Genomic DNA, 14,550 nt, shown 5'->3' on the forward strand with positions numbered 1-14,550 from the left:
AAAACGAATTATGAAACTAGAAATAGCATTCTTATATATTTTTTGAAGATATTTATTTTCTCGTCAGCACCAAACGGGGCGTCGCAAGCCCAGCGCAATTGTCGGGCCCGGTTGGATAAGAAACTGACACCAAGGAACCAATTCAGTGGCCTATTTTTCCGTACTCGCCGTCACACCAACCAGCGAAGACTGGATACCAGACTACATTGCTCCGGCTAACAAACTCGTTGCGAAACATGGCGGCAAATATCTTGCCCGAACCGCAAAACATGAGCAGCTTGAAGGAAAGACCCAGTCCTCAGCACTGCGCATTGTTATCGAGTGGCCTTCCAGGGATGCTGCGGTCAATTTCATGAACGATCCGGAGTATGTGCCGCATCTTAAAGCCAGGACTGCGGGTTCCGAGAGTTTCCACTTTCTGATCGAAGGCAAGGACGATCTCGCGTCCTGAACGGCGATAAAACGGCGATCCGCCGCCCACCACTCCAAAAACTTTTCTGCATGCTCTAGTTAGGGGCTTCATTATGCACGTCGAAGCAAGCGTGAACTATCACGTTACCGCGCCTGGTCGTCAGGCATTCCACATTGACGCAGGCGGTGTTGAAGGCAAGTTGCTGTCGCCTGTTTTGGTTCCCACCAGTGTTTCGGTGCTGGATCTTCGCGACGGTCAAACCACTGTCGATTTTCAAAACGACAGCGTCGTGTTTGTCGACAGCCCCTCATCTGTTGTTGACTTCGGTGCGGACGGAGGCTGGAAACCGGAATACGACCTGCATCTGACTGAATTGTTGAAAGAACAAATTGGTGCAGAAGACGTTCTAGTATTCGACCACACCGTGCGCGTGGATGATCCTGCGTCGGGTCGCAAGCCTGCCCGGAATGTTCACAGTGACTATAGTGAAACAGGTGCGCGTCAACGCCTTGTCGACCTTGTTGGCAAAACCGAAGCCGAAGTCTGGGAAGAGGGGCACTTCGGTTTTGTGAATGTCTGGCGGCCCGTCAAGGCGCCAATCATGAGCGCACCATTGGGATTTGTGCGTCCTCGCTCAGTCGCAAAAGAAGACTGGGTACTGCTTGATCTGATCTATCCAGACAGAACCGGTCAGATCATGGGGCTGGTAAATGCTGCCGGTCATGAATGGGTCTATCTGTCTCGCATGAGGCCCGACGAAGTCGCGATCTTCAACATCTTTGACAACAAAGGCCTGGCATCGATTGCCCATAGCGCTCTCGACAGGGTTGAAAACGGTGGTTTGGGCAGTGTGCGCATGAGCATCGAGAGCCGAACACTTGTGCGGTACGCAGACCGCAACAAATGACCGAAGCTGGCTGTTGCCGGCAAGAACAACGCTGTGAACCGCAGGCGGCAAACCCCGTCTTGTTTCGCACGCCCGAGGAGAGATGCCAAAATGCTCGAAAATGTTGAAAACCAAGGCTTCTTGTCCATCAATCGGGCTTACAACAGCACTTTCGTACCTGAACATCTCAGCCTCGGCCTGGTTGTTCCATTGGAGAATTATGGCAACAAGGCAGTGCCGGACCTGGAACGTCACCTTGAGAGGGTGCAGCTTGCAGAAAGTCTTGGTTTTTCTGCGGTGTGGCTTCGAGACGTTCCGTTCAACGTGCCTTCGTTCGGAGACGCAGGCCAGCTTTTCGACCCGTTTGTCTATCTTGGATACCTGGCAGCTGCCACCGACAGGATAGCGCTTGGAGTCGCCAGTGTTGTACTGCCATTGCGTCATCCTGCCCATGTCGCCAAAGCCGCTGCCAGCGCGGATGTTCTGTCCGGCGGCCGGCTGTTGCTTGGCATTGCCTCCGGTGACAGGCCGGAGGAATACCCGGCCCTGAACCTGCCATTTGCCGAACGCGGAGCATCTTTCCGCGAAAGCTATGCCTATGTCCGCCAAATGGCGACCAGGATGCCTTCCTTTGGCAATGCTTATGGCGCCCCAGGCGGTGGTATGGACATGCTTCCCAAACCAAAGGCGGGTCGGTTGCCTATGCTGATCACTGGTGGAAGTCAGCAAAGCCCGGAGTGGCTCGCAGAGAACGGAGACGGTTGGATGACATATCCACGCGGTCTCGATGCCCAGGCAAGAGTTATTGCCGGTTGGCGTCAACGGGTTCTGGAACTGAGCACTTACGACAAGCCGGTCATGCAGCCGCTTTATGTTGATCTGACGCAGTCAGAAGACGAGTCGCCACGACCAATTCATCTGGGATTTCGGATTGGGATCCCGGATCTGAAACAATACCTCAAGTCACTTCAGGCAATCGGTATCAACCATGTTGCCCTCAATTTGCGGTTCAATGGCGCGGACATTGAGACCACGCTGCACCGTCTTGCAGACGGTTTGTTGCCTGAATTCGGACGTTAAGGAGACAAAGATGAGCAAAACAATTCTGATTACAGGTTCGACCGATGGTATTGGACTTGAAACTGCGAAGCGGCTTCGAGAGAAGGGCCACAACGTCCTCTTGCATGGACGAAATCCTGAAAAGCTTGAAGTTGCCAAGTCGGCGCTCTCGGCAATGTCCGGCGCGGGTGAAATATCGGGTTATCTTGCAGATTTGTCGCGACTCGAAGACGTTCAAAGGCTGGCAGACGAACTTGCCGAAAATCACGACCATCTGGATGTTCTGATCAACAATGCAGGTGTCTTGCGGAGCCCTCGTGACAGAACGGAGGAGGGTCTCGACGTCCGATTCGTTGTCAATCTCTTTGCCCCGTATCTGCTGACCAAGTGCCTTCGGCCGCTCATGGATGGCAAAAGCAGAGTGATCAATCTGTCGTCGGCGGCTCAGGCACCTGTCAGTCTCGATGCGTTGTCCGGACGTGAACAGTTGTCTGCAATGGATGCATATGCCCAAAGCAAGCTCGCCTTGACCATGTGGTCGCAGCACATTGGAAAGGAGCGCGGAGCAAGGGAACCGGTCGTGATTGCTGTTAATCCGGGGTCTTTGCTGGCGAGCAAAATGGTCAAAGAGGGCTTTGGCGTTGCCGGCAACGATATCGGTATCGGCGCTGACATTCTGATCCGTGCTGCCTTGTCGGAGGAGTTCGCCGGTGCGTCGGGACAATATTTCGACAATGACTCTGGCCGGTTTGCTGCGCCCCATCCCGACGGGCTAAAGAAGGCCAAGATCGAAGCATTGATGGCCGTATTGCAAGACTTGGTTCCTCTAAAGTCCTGACCTAAAACCTAAATTGATGATTTCAAAGGCCTCAGTTTCCTGTGGCCTTTGGAAAGCTCGGTACCATTGACATGGCAGTAAAAACTATATAACTAGAAATATAGTTATATTGATGAGGTCGATATGGAACCGGAAGTTGTTGCACAAGGCTTTGCGGCGCTGGGCTCTGAAGCCCGGCTGCAGGTGGTTTTGACGCTGGTGAAAGCTGGGCAGAGCGGTTTGAGCGTGGGGGACATTCAGTCCCGGACAGGGATGGCTGCGTCAACTCTCGCGCATCACTTGAAGTTTCTGTCTTCCGCAGGATTGGTACTGCAGGAAAAAGACGGGCGCACAGTGATCAACCGTGCCGCCTTTGATCATCTGGAGAACCTTGCAGGTTATATTCTGAAGGAATGTTGTGCAGATGAAGCTGTTTGCGATGAGCCCCGCATGGCAAGGCGGGCGGCGAATGTCTGATACTGCAAACAATCTTCAGGCGTCGCAAGACGCGGCAGAGGCAAGCTGTTGTCCCCCAAAAGCTGACAACAGCAAGGCGCTAATGTCTCAATGGACATGGAAATCCTTTCCCGGTCGAAACTACGTCCTATCGACCTGGATGATTGTGATCGCCGGTCCACTTATGGTCTTGGTGTTTGACAGCGGCCAGTTTGTTCCGTTCGTCAGTTTTGCCGTTTCCGCCTTTGGTGGCACGTTGCCATATATTGCCTTCGCCGTTGCACTGATTGCATGGCTCAAGGCCGCCGGGGCCGAGGCCTATGTTGGACGGGCATTTGAGGGCCGCGAAACACAAGCCATTTTCCTGGCAGCTCTTTTCGGCGGGCTCGCGCCGTTTTGTTCGTGCGAAGTCATTCCATTTATTGCCGGATTGCTGGCGGTCGGCGCGCCGCTTTCCGCAATTATGGCGTTCTGGTTGTCATCGCCGCTGATTGATCCGCCAACGCTGCTTATCACCGCGGGTGCGCTCGGATGGTCTTTCGCCATCGGAAAGGCGGTGTTCGCGGTCACGCTCGGTCTGTTTGGCGGTTTTCTGGTGTCGGTGTTGTTGAAAATGGGTGTCTTTGCCAGCCCGGTGAAATCCGGTTCCATGGCGGGCGGCTGCGGCTGCGGCGCTTCGCCCTTGACTGGCCGCCCGGTGTGGCGGTTCTGGGGGAGACGGAGCGCCGGCAAAAATTCGCGGACGAGCTCAAGAACAATGCCCTTTTCCTGATCAAGTGGCTTGCACTTGCCTATGTGCTCGAGGCTGCGTTGGTCACCTATGTTCCAGCCGATCTGATTGCAGGTATCGTTGGAGGAACAGGACTTGGTTCTATCGTGATTTCGGCACTTGTCGGCATGCCCGCCTACCTGAACAGCTATGTGGCGCCACCATTGCTTGCCGGGCTGATGGATCAGGGCATGAGCGCGGGGGCGGCAATGGCTTTCATGATCGCCGGCGCTGTCAGTTCCATTCCGGCAATGGCAGCGGTCTGGTCGCTGGTCAAGCCTCCGGTCTTTGCAATGTATCTTGGGCTTGGATTTGTCGGAGCGGTTCTTTCAGGGCTTGTCTTTCAGCTTGTTTGAGGTCGCTATGCGAACACATGTCTCGATTGTTGTTGAACCACACCAGGATGCAACAAGGCAGTTGCTTGTCCCAACCGGACTGCCGACGCCGCACCAGATGCCAGTGCATTTCGATGTATCCGGAGCTACCTTCGCGCTAACGGGTGAAAACACGACTGGTCAGATGGCGGCGTTGGTGACACCTGTTGCTGGCCAAGTGGTCGAAATTCGTTATGTCTTTTCTGAAGCGGGACCCGGCTATCCGGACTCGATTTTTGTCCCGCATCGAAATCGCTTCACTGTGGCGGCTGAGGCGCTGGTGTTCGATGCCATCAACATCTCGGAAGCTCAGCCTGACGAGCACACCGCGATCCAGGCCCTGGTCAATGCCGCGGCAGAGAAATTCCGATATGCGCACCCGCAGGTGCGGTTCAACGATGGTTGCGATGAGGTTCCCTATCTGGCGTGTGGAACGAGCGAGGGCTCCTGTGTTGACATCAACACCTACTTGATCGCCTCATTGAGAGCCGCAGGATTTGAGGCGGCCTATGTCACCGGTTATTTCTTCCCGGAAGAAAAGAGCGGCTGCTGCAGTGACATGCATTGCTGGGTTGTGACCCGGCATGACGGTGTCGTGCTGGAATGGGATATTGCCCATCATCTGAAGATGGGGACACGGGACATCTGTTGTGGGCTCAATCCAAAACCAGGCGACCGGGTCGCGGTTGCGCATTCCATGGGGCTCACATTTCCCGAACTCGGTATTGAATGCGAAAAACTGATCGCAGAGCCAGCCTGGGTCAACCAAGCCGGTCATTTGGAAGCCGCTGAAGTGACGATCCGGCGCAAGATTGTCAGCGCTTCTGACAAATTTGCTTAATCGCCACTGTGATCGAGAGACAAAGCCTGACCAAAATCCTGTTGTGATTATGCCTGTGTGATTGGAGCAGAAGAGTTCTTGCGCCCTGGGCTTCGCCCGTTAGTCTGACAGAACAGATTTCAGGATTCTCTCATGACCATTCTCATTGTCGGGGCCGGAATTTCCGGTCTTTCCACCGCCTGGGCGCTGACGAAGCGCGGCGTGCCCGTGACCTTGCTGGAGCAGGGCTCAATTCCGAATCCGTTGTCGGCATCCGGCGACCAACACCGCATCATTCGGCGTGCCTATGGCGGGCAGGGGGGATATCAGCGCAGGATCGACAATGCTTATGCTGCCTGGGATGAGATGTGGCTCGATCTCGATGCCAAGCACTTGGTGGAAACAGGCTTCATGCTGCTCTCGCAGGAGCCGGGAGATGGCGGCGATGTCTATCGGGAAGGGCTCGTAGAAGGAGGGTATCCCTTCGAAGATTTGAGCCCCGAAGAAACGGCAGACCGCTTTCCTTTTGTTGATCCGACAACGATCCGCTTCGGCGCCTTGAGCGCGGAAGGTGGTGTATTGCTTTGCCAGAAAATCGCTGACGGCCTCAGAGACTGGTTGCGTAAGGCCGGTGCTGACTTGCGGGAGAATACCAAGGTTCATGCTGTGGATGCGGAGGCAGGATCCGTGACGCTCGCCGATGGTAGTGTGCTGACTGGCGAGCACGTCATCGTAACAGCGGGCGCCTGGACACTGGGCCTGTTCCCGAAACTCGCGGCCCAATTGACTACGTATCGGACAGCCGTCGTTTACCTGACGCCCCCGGAAGACCTGCAAGAAGCATGGTCCCAGGCCCCGACAATTCTTGATCCGGGCGGCCCGATTGACGGATATGTTCTGCCACCGGTACCCGGCACGGGTCTGAAATTCGGCGCAGGAATACACAAATATCAGGCGGGGCCCGATCAGGACCGTGTTGCCTCTGCGGGTGAAGGTGAGAATTTGCGTAATCACTTTTCACCACCGTTTGCACGCATCGGGGAATACCGCGTGGATGATGTTGTCACCTGCGCCTATACCTTCACGGCCGATGAGCATTTTTTCGTGACTTCGCAGGAGAAGGCAACCGTTGTGTCGGCGTGTTCTGGGCACGGCTACAAGTTTGGTGCCGTCGTAGGGCAAAAACTTGCAGAAGGTGTCACTGGGGGAGACCTTGAGAGCACACGGAGGTGGCTGGAAGCGCGTGACTGAAGTTGTCGCGATGGCGCGGCAATGGACCGTCAGGAAAGCGCTGCAGCAACTGCTCCGCCTTCAGCGGCGGACTATCGTATGCCGATCGAGTTTCGCGTCCTGCCGAGTGCATTTGACGTGATCCTGCGTACGTAATCGCGTCGGTTCCGTTTTTGGATGTCGTAGATGCACAGCAATTGCTCAGTGCTTTACGGTCTGCACTTTTAAGTTGTTTCAAATAAAAACTCTCGCAAAATTCAATTGCTTCCTACGCCACATTAGCAAAACTGTAATCTTCAACAGTTTTGCTATCTAAATAGGTTGGCATTTGATCCAATAACATAACCGTGTTCTATCGCCTATTTAGAGTTTTAGTAAAATTTAACTAATGTAAGTAATATTTAAAGCAGATATCGGGGAAGTAGTGCCCCGTGGAAGACATTTCTATTCAGATTTGTGGACTTGGCTCGGGGGAGCTCATGAAACCATCAGGTCAATCTAAGTTTTCGTGGAACAGCAACAAAGGTTTTGGATTGCTGGGCCGACTGCGCATTGGAATGCGTATCAATCTGCTGGTGTTGCTTACACTCGTTGCGACCGGAGCTTTCGGCATCACGTATTTGGCCGGACGAACGCTGACCGGACAGTCCTTGGACAACAAGGATCAATACGCAAAACTCTATGAACTCGTTCAGGCCGTCGAAATCGGCGCACTTCAAATGCGGCGGAGCGAAAAAGACTTCCTGTTGAGGCGCGATACCAAATATATCGGCAAGTACGATGCGGCAGTTGCGAAAGTCAATTCAGCGCTCACGGACATGGCTCAAACTGTTGCCTCGGCCGCTGTTACGGAAAATGTCGCAAACCTAGAGAGTGACGTGGCCCGGCACGCTGCACAGTTCCACAAGGTAGCCGCTCTTCATCAGACCATCGGGCTGAATGAAAAGGAAGGCCTTGAAGGCGAATTGAGGCAGGCCGTTCATCAGGTCGAGGAAAAACTTAAGTCCGCGGAAATGGACGCGCTGACCGTCAAGATGCTGATGATGCGCCGGCACGAAAAGGATTTCATGCTTCGCGGCAAGGAAAAATATATCGGGCGCATCGACAAAAGGCGGGAGGAGTATGACCTTCTGCTCAAGGAAGCTGCATTGCCTGCAGACCTGACGAGCGAACTCTCAAGCCTGATGGATGCATATCAGAGCGGTTTCAAGGCCTATGCCGAAACAGCGATGGTCCTCCAGCCGGAGACGAAACAGCTTAGTCAGATTTTTGCAGACATGCAGCCGGACTTTGCAAAGATCCAGGAAGTTTCCGCCAATGGTCAGCTCGCTGCGAACGAACACTTCAGTGCGACGATGCTCAATACGGATCGGACATTTTTGATCACAGGGGCAGGCATCCTGGCTTCTGTGATCTTCCTGGGACTTTTTATCGGTCGAAGCATCACGACACCCATAAATCAATTGAACAACTCGATGAAAGCGTTGGCGGAAGGCGATGTTGACGCGAATATTCCGCTAACCGGAACAAAGACGGAAATCGGCGAAATGGCCGATACCGTACAGATCTTCAAGACAACGTCCGTTGAACGGATTGCGCTCATGAGCGAAAGCGAAGCCGAGCAGCAAGCGCGTGCAGAGCGGCAGGGGAAAGTCGACGACCTCATTGCCGACTTCCGGCATACGGTTCTGGGTGTGCTTGATGCAGTCAACACAGAAAACAGAGAAATGGAAGTTGCTGCCGGCACCCTGTCTTCAATCGCAACCCAGACAACGTCACAGGCGGACAGCGTTGCCAACGCCTCAAAAGATGCCTCGACCAATGTTCAGGCGGTTGCAGTTGCAGCAGAAACTCTGTCTGAATCAATCGGCGAAATTTCCAGGCAGGTTAGCCAGACCAAGAACATAGTGGTCAAGGCGACCGATGCCACAATCGAGACGGACACAAAGATCGCCGGCCTTGCAGATTCTGCGGTCAAGATCGGTGAGGTCATCCTGTTGATTCAGGGGATCGCCGAACAGACCAACCTGCTTGCACTCAACGCGACCATCGAGGCCGCCCGTGCCGGTGAGGCAGGTAAGGGGTTCGCCGTGGTTGCTTCGGAAGTCAAGGAACTGGCAACACAGACGGCCAAGGCGACTGAGGCGATCTCCACGCAGATAACCGACATTCAGCGGGAGACCGAAAGTTCCGTCGACGCCATTCGCGGAATTGCCGAGACCATGCGTGAAGTGTCTTCAGCGACCGAGGCAATTTCGGCCGCCGTTGAAGAGCAAGGGGCATCGACATCCGAGATTACCAACAATGTGCAATCGGCTGCCACTGGTTCCAGCGAAGTTTCTGAGAACATTGTCGGTGTTCGGCAGGCAGCTGACGAAAGCCAGGCCTCGGTGGAACGCGTGCTTGCGGCAGCCAACGGCGTGTCGGACAACTCCGAACAGCTCCGTCACGTGATCGATGAATTTCTTGGAGACGTTGCCGCGGCCTAGTCGCGCCGACGCGCTCAAGAAAAGCGGACAATAAGTTCTAGGTTTTCCATTCGGGGGCGCGTCCAAACCGGGCTGCGCCCCCGAAATCTGTTCCGCAATGTGTCAGGCCTTTCTACGGCCTTCCTCAACGGCATCCAGAATGAATTTGGGCAAAGCAAAGGCCGCTGCATGGACCTCCGGCGTGTAGTAGCGGGTCTCAAAGCCGGCGGCCTTGAAACGCTCTTCAAGAACCGAAATGGCTTGACGGCGCAGGTCCTGATTGTCGGAAGCCCATCCAAGTGTCATGTGCCCGCCGAAATAGGTTGGAATTGCCGCAATATAGGCAGCTGCATCCTTGAAGATGCGCGAGAACCGCTCAACGCTGGTGACAAGTTCCTCTTTCTGAAGAAAGGGAACGCCGTTTTGCGTCACAAGTACGCCGCCAGGTGTCAGCATACGGTGAATGTTCCGGTAAAACTCTTCGGAAAAAAGAACGGCACCCGGACCATGCGGGTCGGTGCTGTCAACGATGACCACGTCGAAACGGCGGTCCGTTTCCGCAGCGAATTTCATTCCGTCCGCAATGACGAGTTCAAAGCGAGTGTCTTCCAGAACGCCTTGGTTAAAGTCCGCGAAATGCTGCTTTGAGAACTCAACTACAGAAGCGTCGATTTCCACCTGGACCAGGCTTTCAACGCTATTATGTTTGAGAACCTCCTCGGCAAGACCGCAATCCCCACCACCCACGATCAGAACGTTCCGGGCGGCACCATGAGCCAGGATCGGCACATGAGACATCATCTCGTGGTAGATGAATTCGTCCGCCGTAGTGACCTGGGTCACCCCGTCCAGCATGAGAACCTTGCCGAAGACAGGATTGGAAAAGAGCACCAGATCCTGGTGCTCCGTTTTTTCCTGATAGAGGATTTGCGTGCAGCTGTAGCTGACCTGAACCCCTGGATAAAGGGTCTCGTTGAAAATCAACCCGTCGCTCATTCCGCTGCTTCCAATGTGTGAGGCTTAGACAACAGATTGGCGACTTCGCGCCCGCGCAACAGCTCTGAGACTGCCGTTTTGCCGGGATTGAAAGCCCTGCGTAGAACCTCAACGCATTTTTCGGGTTGAGCATCGCCGCACATGAAGACGTCGAAAGCTGCGTATCCGGCTTCCGGCCAGGTATGGACCGAAATATGGCTTTCCGCGAGCACGGCAACACCTGAAACACCCGTCGGTTCGAACGGATGCAGATGGATGTGAAGCAGCGTTGCGCCGGCTTCATCAACACATGTCCGCAACGCTTCTTCAACATGTTGCAGATCGTCGAGCCGTTCGGCATCGTAAAGGTCAATTATCAAATGCGCACCAGCGCAGTGGACCCCTTGCTTCTCGATGAAGTGATCCAGGCGATCATCCGCATATACAGCGGTGGCCGCAGTCGAAACGTTTTCTTCCTTCTGGGTGGTGCTTCTTGGCTCGGCAACGCTCAACGCGTCTTCTTCTACACGAGCCGCCAAGTCCATCCCCAGTTCGAAGAGGGCGTTGCTTTCCATGTCGCTCTCCCAAACCAGCAGATGTACCCGGTGATTTTCCGGAGCGCACTCCTTACAGAAAACGCTGTTTAATCTCAATGGGGTATGTAAGATTTTTTCTAAAAAACTGCAACGCAGCTATGACTTGACTGCGTATCTGACAAAATCAAAGCAAATCGTTTCGTCAAATGAGAGACTTAGCCGTGACCCTGAAAATTCGAAGTCTGACCGGTAACGACCTGAAAGACGCCCTCGATGCGCTTGCCGATCTGCGAATTTCGGTCTTTCGCGATTGGCCGTATCTTTATGACGGTTCTCTGGAATTTGAAGCTCGGTATTTGCACCGTTACGGTGAAACAGGCGGCGCTGTTATCGTCGGCGCCTATGATGGCAGCAAACTTGTCGGAGCCGCAACGGGCGAACCTCTTGGCGATGAACTCCATGAATTCCGTGCTCCATTGGAGGAACGTGGATATGATGTTGCCAGGATCTTTTACTTGGCGGAATCAGTGCTGGACCCGCGTTATCGAGGGCAGGGGATCGGACATCGATTTTTTGATGAACGCGAAGCGCATGCGCGCCGGCTTGGTTATTCAGAGGCCGTATTTTGCGCCGTAATTCGCCCGGACGACCATCCCATGAAACCGGCGGACTATCGTCCACTCGATCCATTCTGGCGCAAACGTGGATATCAAAAACTCGACGGTGTTCAGGTGCGATTTCCCTGGCAGGACCTTGGTGATGAAAAGGAAACCGAAAAACCGATGCAGGTTTGGTTCCGCACGCTTTGATTGCCATTTCAATACGGCAGTCCTTGTGAACAAAGGCAGGTTGCCTTCAATTCCGATGCCATCGCATTGAGTCTGTATTGCAGTTGCTTTCCAGTGTTTCGCAGCGAACCTGGTTGTTTACATGATCGAGCGGGATGCATCGCGAACGTTTTGTGTCGCAGCGTTGATCTGTGCGGTAGCTGCGGAAATGCTTTGCATGTTGTTCGTGATAAGCTCGACACCCTGAGCTGCCGAATGCATGTTCGACGATATGTCATTGGTGACAGTGTTCTGTTCTTCAACCGCCGTTGAGATGCTTGTTGCGATCTCGCCAATCTTCCGGATCACCGACATGATTGCTTCAATTGCATCGACGGCCTGTCCCGTCGTCTGCTGGACAGAATTGACTTGTGCAGAAATCTCTTCCGTCGCCTTGCTGGTCTGCGATGCAAGGCTCTTGACCTCAGATGCAACAACGGCAAAACCCTTGCCGGCTTCACCTGCTCTGGCAGCTTCGATTGTCGCATTGAGAGCCAGAAGATTGGTCTGGTCGGCAATGCCGTCGATCAGTTCGATAACCGAGCCAATCGTCTTGGCATCTTCAGATAGGCCCGACATGATTTCACTTGACTGTTCCGCCTGATTGACTGCGCTTTCGGAAACCTCAAGGGCAGTTTGCACCTGGCGGCTGATTTCCTGGATGGAGGCAACCAGTTCTTCGGCTGCTGCCGCGACAGTCTGAACGCTGGAGGATGTCTGCTGAGATGCGGATGCCGAATTCGTTGCCTGCTCGGCGGCTTCCGAAATCGAATTGCCGATCTCCGTGAGGTCCACATCTATCTTCTGTTGGATATCAGCGCGGCGCTCGCGTTCCTGCACCTGTGCGGTGATGTCGGTAGCAAACTTCACCACCTTGAATGGACGCCCTGCTGCGTCAAGGATCGGGTTATAGGTGGCCTGTATCCAGATTTCGCGGCCGCCCTTGGCAAAGCGTTTGAACTCACCCGCCTTGAACTGTCCCGTGCCCAATTCTTCCCAGAAGGTCGCGTATTCAGAGCTTCGGCGATACTCCGGATCGACGAAGATGGAATGATGCTGGCCTACAATTTCATCCAGAGTGTATCCGACGGCCCCAGTGAAATTGTCATTTGCATCCGTGATAGTGCCATCGAGTTCGAAGTGGATGACCGCCTGCGAGCGATTGATCGCATCAACCTGTCCTTCGAAATCAGCACTGCGCACCTTCCGTGTTGTGATGTCGGATGCGATCTTGACGACTTTCACAACCTTGCCAGCACGATTGAAGACCGGGTTATAGGCGGCCTGGATCCAGACCTCGTTGCCACCTTTGTCGTAGCGCAGAAATTCTTCTGACTTGAATTCGCCCTTGGCAAGGTCTTGCCAGAAGTCGTGGTATTCCTGGCTGTCGGCAAAATCTGGATCAACAAAGAGACGATGGTGTTGGCCCTGAACTTCAGTCAGCGCGTATCCCATTGCGTCCAGGAAGTTCTGGTTCGCTGTCAAAATTGTGCCGTCCGGCCGGAATTCGATCATGGCCTGTGACCGGCTGAACGCGTTCAGAACAGGCTGAGCTGAGCTCCAATTGACGATCGACATGCGAATCCCCTTACGCAGATGACGTTTCAGCAATTTCGCTAAGATTGAAGGAAAAAAATAAAAACACATTAATACGCAGACTATCTTCCGCTAGATCACATGAAGCGAAATAAATTTTGGAGATATAAGCGATTTTACTTAATGCAACTTTAGATTTAGTCTTTAGATCTATTCATTTCTTGTCGCGATGACTGGCAGTTCTAAAGCATATATGTCTTCGTTGGCCGAGTGTGATTGAGCAAAATTACCACAATTCAGGAGTGTTATTGTTTGTTTGTGAACTGACCGTGGCTTGCACGACGTTGTGCTAAGCATTGTCAAAGAAAACCTGACTTGGATTTGTCGCCGGAATTGAATGCGGCTTTCCAAATATTGAAAAATTGGCGATATTTTTCAATATTCGGTTCGACTTCTCATAGGTCGATCTGCCGAATACATGCGTTTTTTTAAAATTTGAGCGCGCTGATAGCAGGTTCTTCACCGCTGATTTGATCTCAAATGCTCTTGTAAGATCCAAGTCAGCGGTGAAAGAGGATTGCTTCAGGCTGGTCTCAATTGCCCGCCTCTGTGTCGATCTCCCAGCGAATTGTGACATCGGCGCTGATGGTGGTTTCACCCGCTTCGATCGGAACTGCAGCTGAGGCCATCATACTCTCTGCCCGCATCATCAAAGGTTGCGGCATCTGGGTAGAGGTTTCGGTGATGAACAGAATATTGCCAAGTCCAACGCCGGCAGCAGCAGCAAAAATCTCAGCCTTGTGTCGCGCATTTTCAACCGCCTTCTTTCGAGCCTCATCGAGCTTTTCATTCGGGTCGCTCACTTCGAACCGAATGCTATCGACTGAATTCGCGCCATTTTCAACCACAAGCGTCAGCAGGCCACCCAGTTTGGCCAAATCGCGAACGTTGACCTCGACACCGTTGCGGATTTCATATCCGATGATATTCGGCTGGCGTCCCGAGCTGCTGTTGGACTGCTCGTAACGCGGATAGATACCAAATCCCCGGGTCTGGATGTCCTTTGCTTCAATACCCTGGTTTTTAATGGCATCGATAACCTTGCTGATGGCGGACGAGTTTTCAGCCAAGGCGTCTTCGGCTGTTTTGGCCGTTGTGACCACGTTTGCGGTGATGACCGCCATGTCGGGTGCCACTGCAACGGAGCCGCGGCCCTGCATGGTGATATTGCCGGTTTGAACGGCATGAGCTTCCTCAGCAGAAGCGGAGCTGGATGCAAGCGGTGCCGCGACGAGCATCGTTGCGAGCACCAGCTCGCGGAAGAAAGATACAGACCGGCGAGAAGCCGGTATTAAAAGGGAGGTCATGAAAAAGTGTCCTTTCTG

15 protein-coding genes are annotated in these 14,550 nt (G+C 53.6%); 11 read left to right on the forward strand and 4 right to left on the reverse strand.

The window, feature by feature from the left end:
• The first annotated feature begins 145 nt into the window (after positions 1–145).
• The 10 genes from ACZ1HV_RS23725 (at position 146) to ACZ1HV_RS23770 (ending at position 9,312) form a co-directional block, all read left to right on the forward strand.
• Positions 146–451, forward strand: coding sequence for a DUF1330 domain-containing protein (locus ACZ1HV_RS23725; RefSeq protein WP_298963766.1), 306 nt, complete (start codon positions 146–148; stop codon positions 449–451).
• 73 nt (positions 452–524) lie between these two features.
• On the forward strand, positions 525–1,319 hold the full coding sequence (locus ACZ1HV_RS23730; RefSeq protein WP_472716506.1) for a CmcJ/NvfI family oxidoreductase: 795 nt from the start codon (positions 525–527) through the stop codon (positions 1,317–1,319).
• 90 nt (positions 1,320–1,409) lie between these two features.
• On the forward strand, positions 1,410–2,378 hold the full coding sequence (locus tag ACZ1HV_RS23735) for an LLM class oxidoreductase (protein ID WP_472716507.1): 969 nt from the start codon (positions 1,410–1,412) through the stop codon (positions 2,376–2,378).
• Positions 2,379–2,388: 10 nt separating this feature from the next.
• Entirely contained in the window at positions 2,389–3,195 is an 807-nt protein-coding gene (locus tag ACZ1HV_RS23740; protein ID WP_472716508.1) for an SDR family NAD(P)-dependent oxidoreductase, read from the forward strand.
• A gap of 123 nt (positions 3,196–3,318) precedes the next feature.
• Positions 3,319–3,651 carry an ArsR/SmtB family transcription factor gene (locus tag ACZ1HV_RS23745; protein ID WP_472716509.1) on the forward strand — a complete coding sequence of 111 codons (333 nt, stop codon included), beginning with the start codon at positions 3,319–3,321 and terminating at the stop codon, positions 3,649–3,651.
• Positions 3,644–4,402: a permease gene (locus ACZ1HV_RS23750; protein ID WP_472716510.1), complete on the forward strand. Its 759-nt coding sequence runs from the start codon at positions 3,644–3,646 to the stop codon at positions 4,400–4,402. The genes ACZ1HV_RS23745 and ACZ1HV_RS23750 overlap by 8 nt, the downstream gene beginning before the upstream one ends.
• Complete coding sequence (locus ACZ1HV_RS23755; protein ID WP_472716511.1) at positions 4,330–4,755, forward strand: permease; 426 nt, start codon at positions 4,330–4,332, stop codon at positions 4,753–4,755. The genes ACZ1HV_RS23750 and ACZ1HV_RS23755 overlap by 73 nt, the downstream gene beginning before the upstream one ends.
• Positions 4,756–4,762: 7 nt before the next feature.
• The gene (locus ACZ1HV_RS23760) at positions 4,763–5,614 is read left to right on the forward strand and encodes a transglutaminase-like domain-containing protein (protein ID WP_472716512.1); all 852 of its coding nucleotides are present in this window, start codon (positions 4,763–4,765) and stop codon (positions 5,612–5,614) included.
• Between the two features lie 132 nt (positions 5,615–5,746).
• Positions 5,747–6,844 (forward strand): NAD(P)/FAD-dependent oxidoreductase, encoded by a 1,098-nt coding sequence (locus ACZ1HV_RS23765; RefSeq protein ID WP_472716513.1) that lies wholly within the window; start codon positions 5,747–5,749, stop codon positions 6,842–6,844.
• 458 nt (positions 6,845–7,302) lie between these two features.
• Positions 7,303–9,312: a methyl-accepting chemotaxis protein gene (locus tag ACZ1HV_RS23770; protein ID WP_472716514.1), complete on the forward strand. Its 2,010-nt coding sequence runs from the start codon at positions 7,303–7,305 to the stop codon at positions 9,310–9,312.
• Positions 9,313–9,414: 102 nt separating this feature from the next.
• Here ACZ1HV_RS23770 and speE read toward each other — a convergent pair whose 3' ends face one another.
• Together speE and speD are read right to left on the reverse strand one after the other, a co-directional pair.
• Positions 9,415–10,287, reverse strand: coding sequence for a polyamine aminopropyltransferase (gene speE / locus ACZ1HV_RS23775; RefSeq protein WP_298986471.1), 873 nt, complete (start codon positions 10,285–10,287; stop codon positions 9,415–9,417).
• A complete protein-coding gene (speD, locus tag ACZ1HV_RS23780) occupies positions 10,284–10,841 on the reverse strand; it encodes an adenosylmethionine decarboxylase (RefSeq protein WP_298821778.1) in 558 nt (185 codons plus the stop codon). The genes speE and speD overlap by 4 nt, the downstream gene beginning before the upstream one ends.
• A gap of 167 nt (positions 10,842–11,008) precedes the next feature.
• On the opposite strand from speD, the gene ACZ1HV_RS23785 reads away from it, so the two are divergent.
• The gene (locus tag ACZ1HV_RS23785) at positions 11,009–11,611 is read left to right on the forward strand and encodes a GNAT family N-acetyltransferase (protein WP_472716515.1); all 603 of its coding nucleotides are present in this window, start codon (positions 11,009–11,011) and stop codon (positions 11,609–11,611) included.
• A gap of 117 nt (positions 11,612–11,728) precedes the next feature.
• On the opposite strand, the gene ACZ1HV_RS23790 is transcribed toward ACZ1HV_RS23785, so the two are convergent.
• Together ACZ1HV_RS23790 and ACZ1HV_RS23795 are read right to left on the reverse strand one after the other, a co-directional pair.
• Entirely contained in the window at positions 11,729–13,207 is a 1,479-nt protein-coding gene (locus ACZ1HV_RS23790) for a methyl-accepting chemotaxis protein (protein ID WP_298821782.1), read from the reverse strand.
• Positions 13,208–13,758: 551 nt separating this feature from the next.
• Positions 13,759–14,532, reverse strand: a complete 774-nt coding sequence (locus tag ACZ1HV_RS23795; protein ID WP_472716516.1) for an SIMPL domain-containing protein — start codon at positions 14,530–14,532, stop codon at positions 13,759–13,761.
• Positions 14,533–14,550 lie beyond the last annotated feature (18 nt).

The organism is Roseibium sp. JB4-4, from assembly GCF_055693425.1.

Excerpts from the sequence above, each read along its gene's own strand:
- ACZ1HV_RS23790 (WP_298821782.1), bottom strand. The coding sequence starts at position 13,207 with ATGTCGATCGTCAATTGGAGCTCAGCTCAGCCTGTTCTGAACGCGTTC.
- ACZ1HV_RS23770 (WP_472716514.1), top strand. The coding sequence starts at position 7,303 with ATGAAACCATCAGGTCAATCTAAGTTTTCGTGGAACAGCAACAAAGGT.
- ACZ1HV_RS23760 (WP_472716512.1), top strand. The coding sequence starts at position 4,763 with ATGCGAACACATGTCTCGATTGTTGTTGAACCACACCAGGATGCAACA.
- ACZ1HV_RS23740 (WP_472716508.1), top strand. The coding sequence starts at position 2,389 with ATGAGCAAAACAATTCTGATTACAGGTTCGACCGATGGTATTGGACTT.
- ACZ1HV_RS23765 (WP_472716513.1), top strand. The coding sequence starts at position 5,747 with ATGACCATTCTCATTGTCGGGGCCGGAATTTCCGGTCTTTCCACCGCC.
- ACZ1HV_RS23730 (WP_472716506.1), top strand. The coding sequence starts at position 525 with ATGCACGTCGAAGCAAGCGTGAACTATCACGTTACCGCGCCTGGTCGT.
- ACZ1HV_RS23745 (WP_472716509.1), top strand. The coding sequence starts at position 3,319 with ATGGAACCGGAAGTTGTTGCACAAGGCTTTGCGGCGCTGGGCTCTGAA.
- ACZ1HV_RS23735 (WP_472716507.1), top strand. The coding sequence starts at position 1,410 with ATGCTCGAAAATGTTGAAAACCAAGGCTTCTTGTCCATCAATCGGGCT.
- ACZ1HV_RS23795 (WP_472716516.1), bottom strand. The coding sequence starts at position 14,532 with ATGACCTCCCTTTTAATACCGGCTTCTCGCCGGTCTGTATCTTTCTTC.
- ACZ1HV_RS23785 (WP_472716515.1), top strand. The coding sequence starts at position 11,009 with ATGAGAGACTTAGCCGTGACCCTGAAAATTCGAAGTCTGACCGGTAAC.
- speE (WP_298986471.1), bottom strand. The coding sequence starts at position 10,287 with ATGAGCGACGGGTTGATTTTCAACGAGACCCTTTATCCAGGGGTTCAG.
- speD (WP_298821778.1), bottom strand. The coding sequence starts at position 10,841 with ATGGAAAGCAACGCCCTCTTCGAACTGGGGATGGACTTGGCGGCTCGT.
- ACZ1HV_RS23750 (WP_472716510.1), top strand. The coding sequence starts at position 3,644 with ATGTCTGATACTGCAAACAATCTTCAGGCGTCGCAAGACGCGGCAGAG.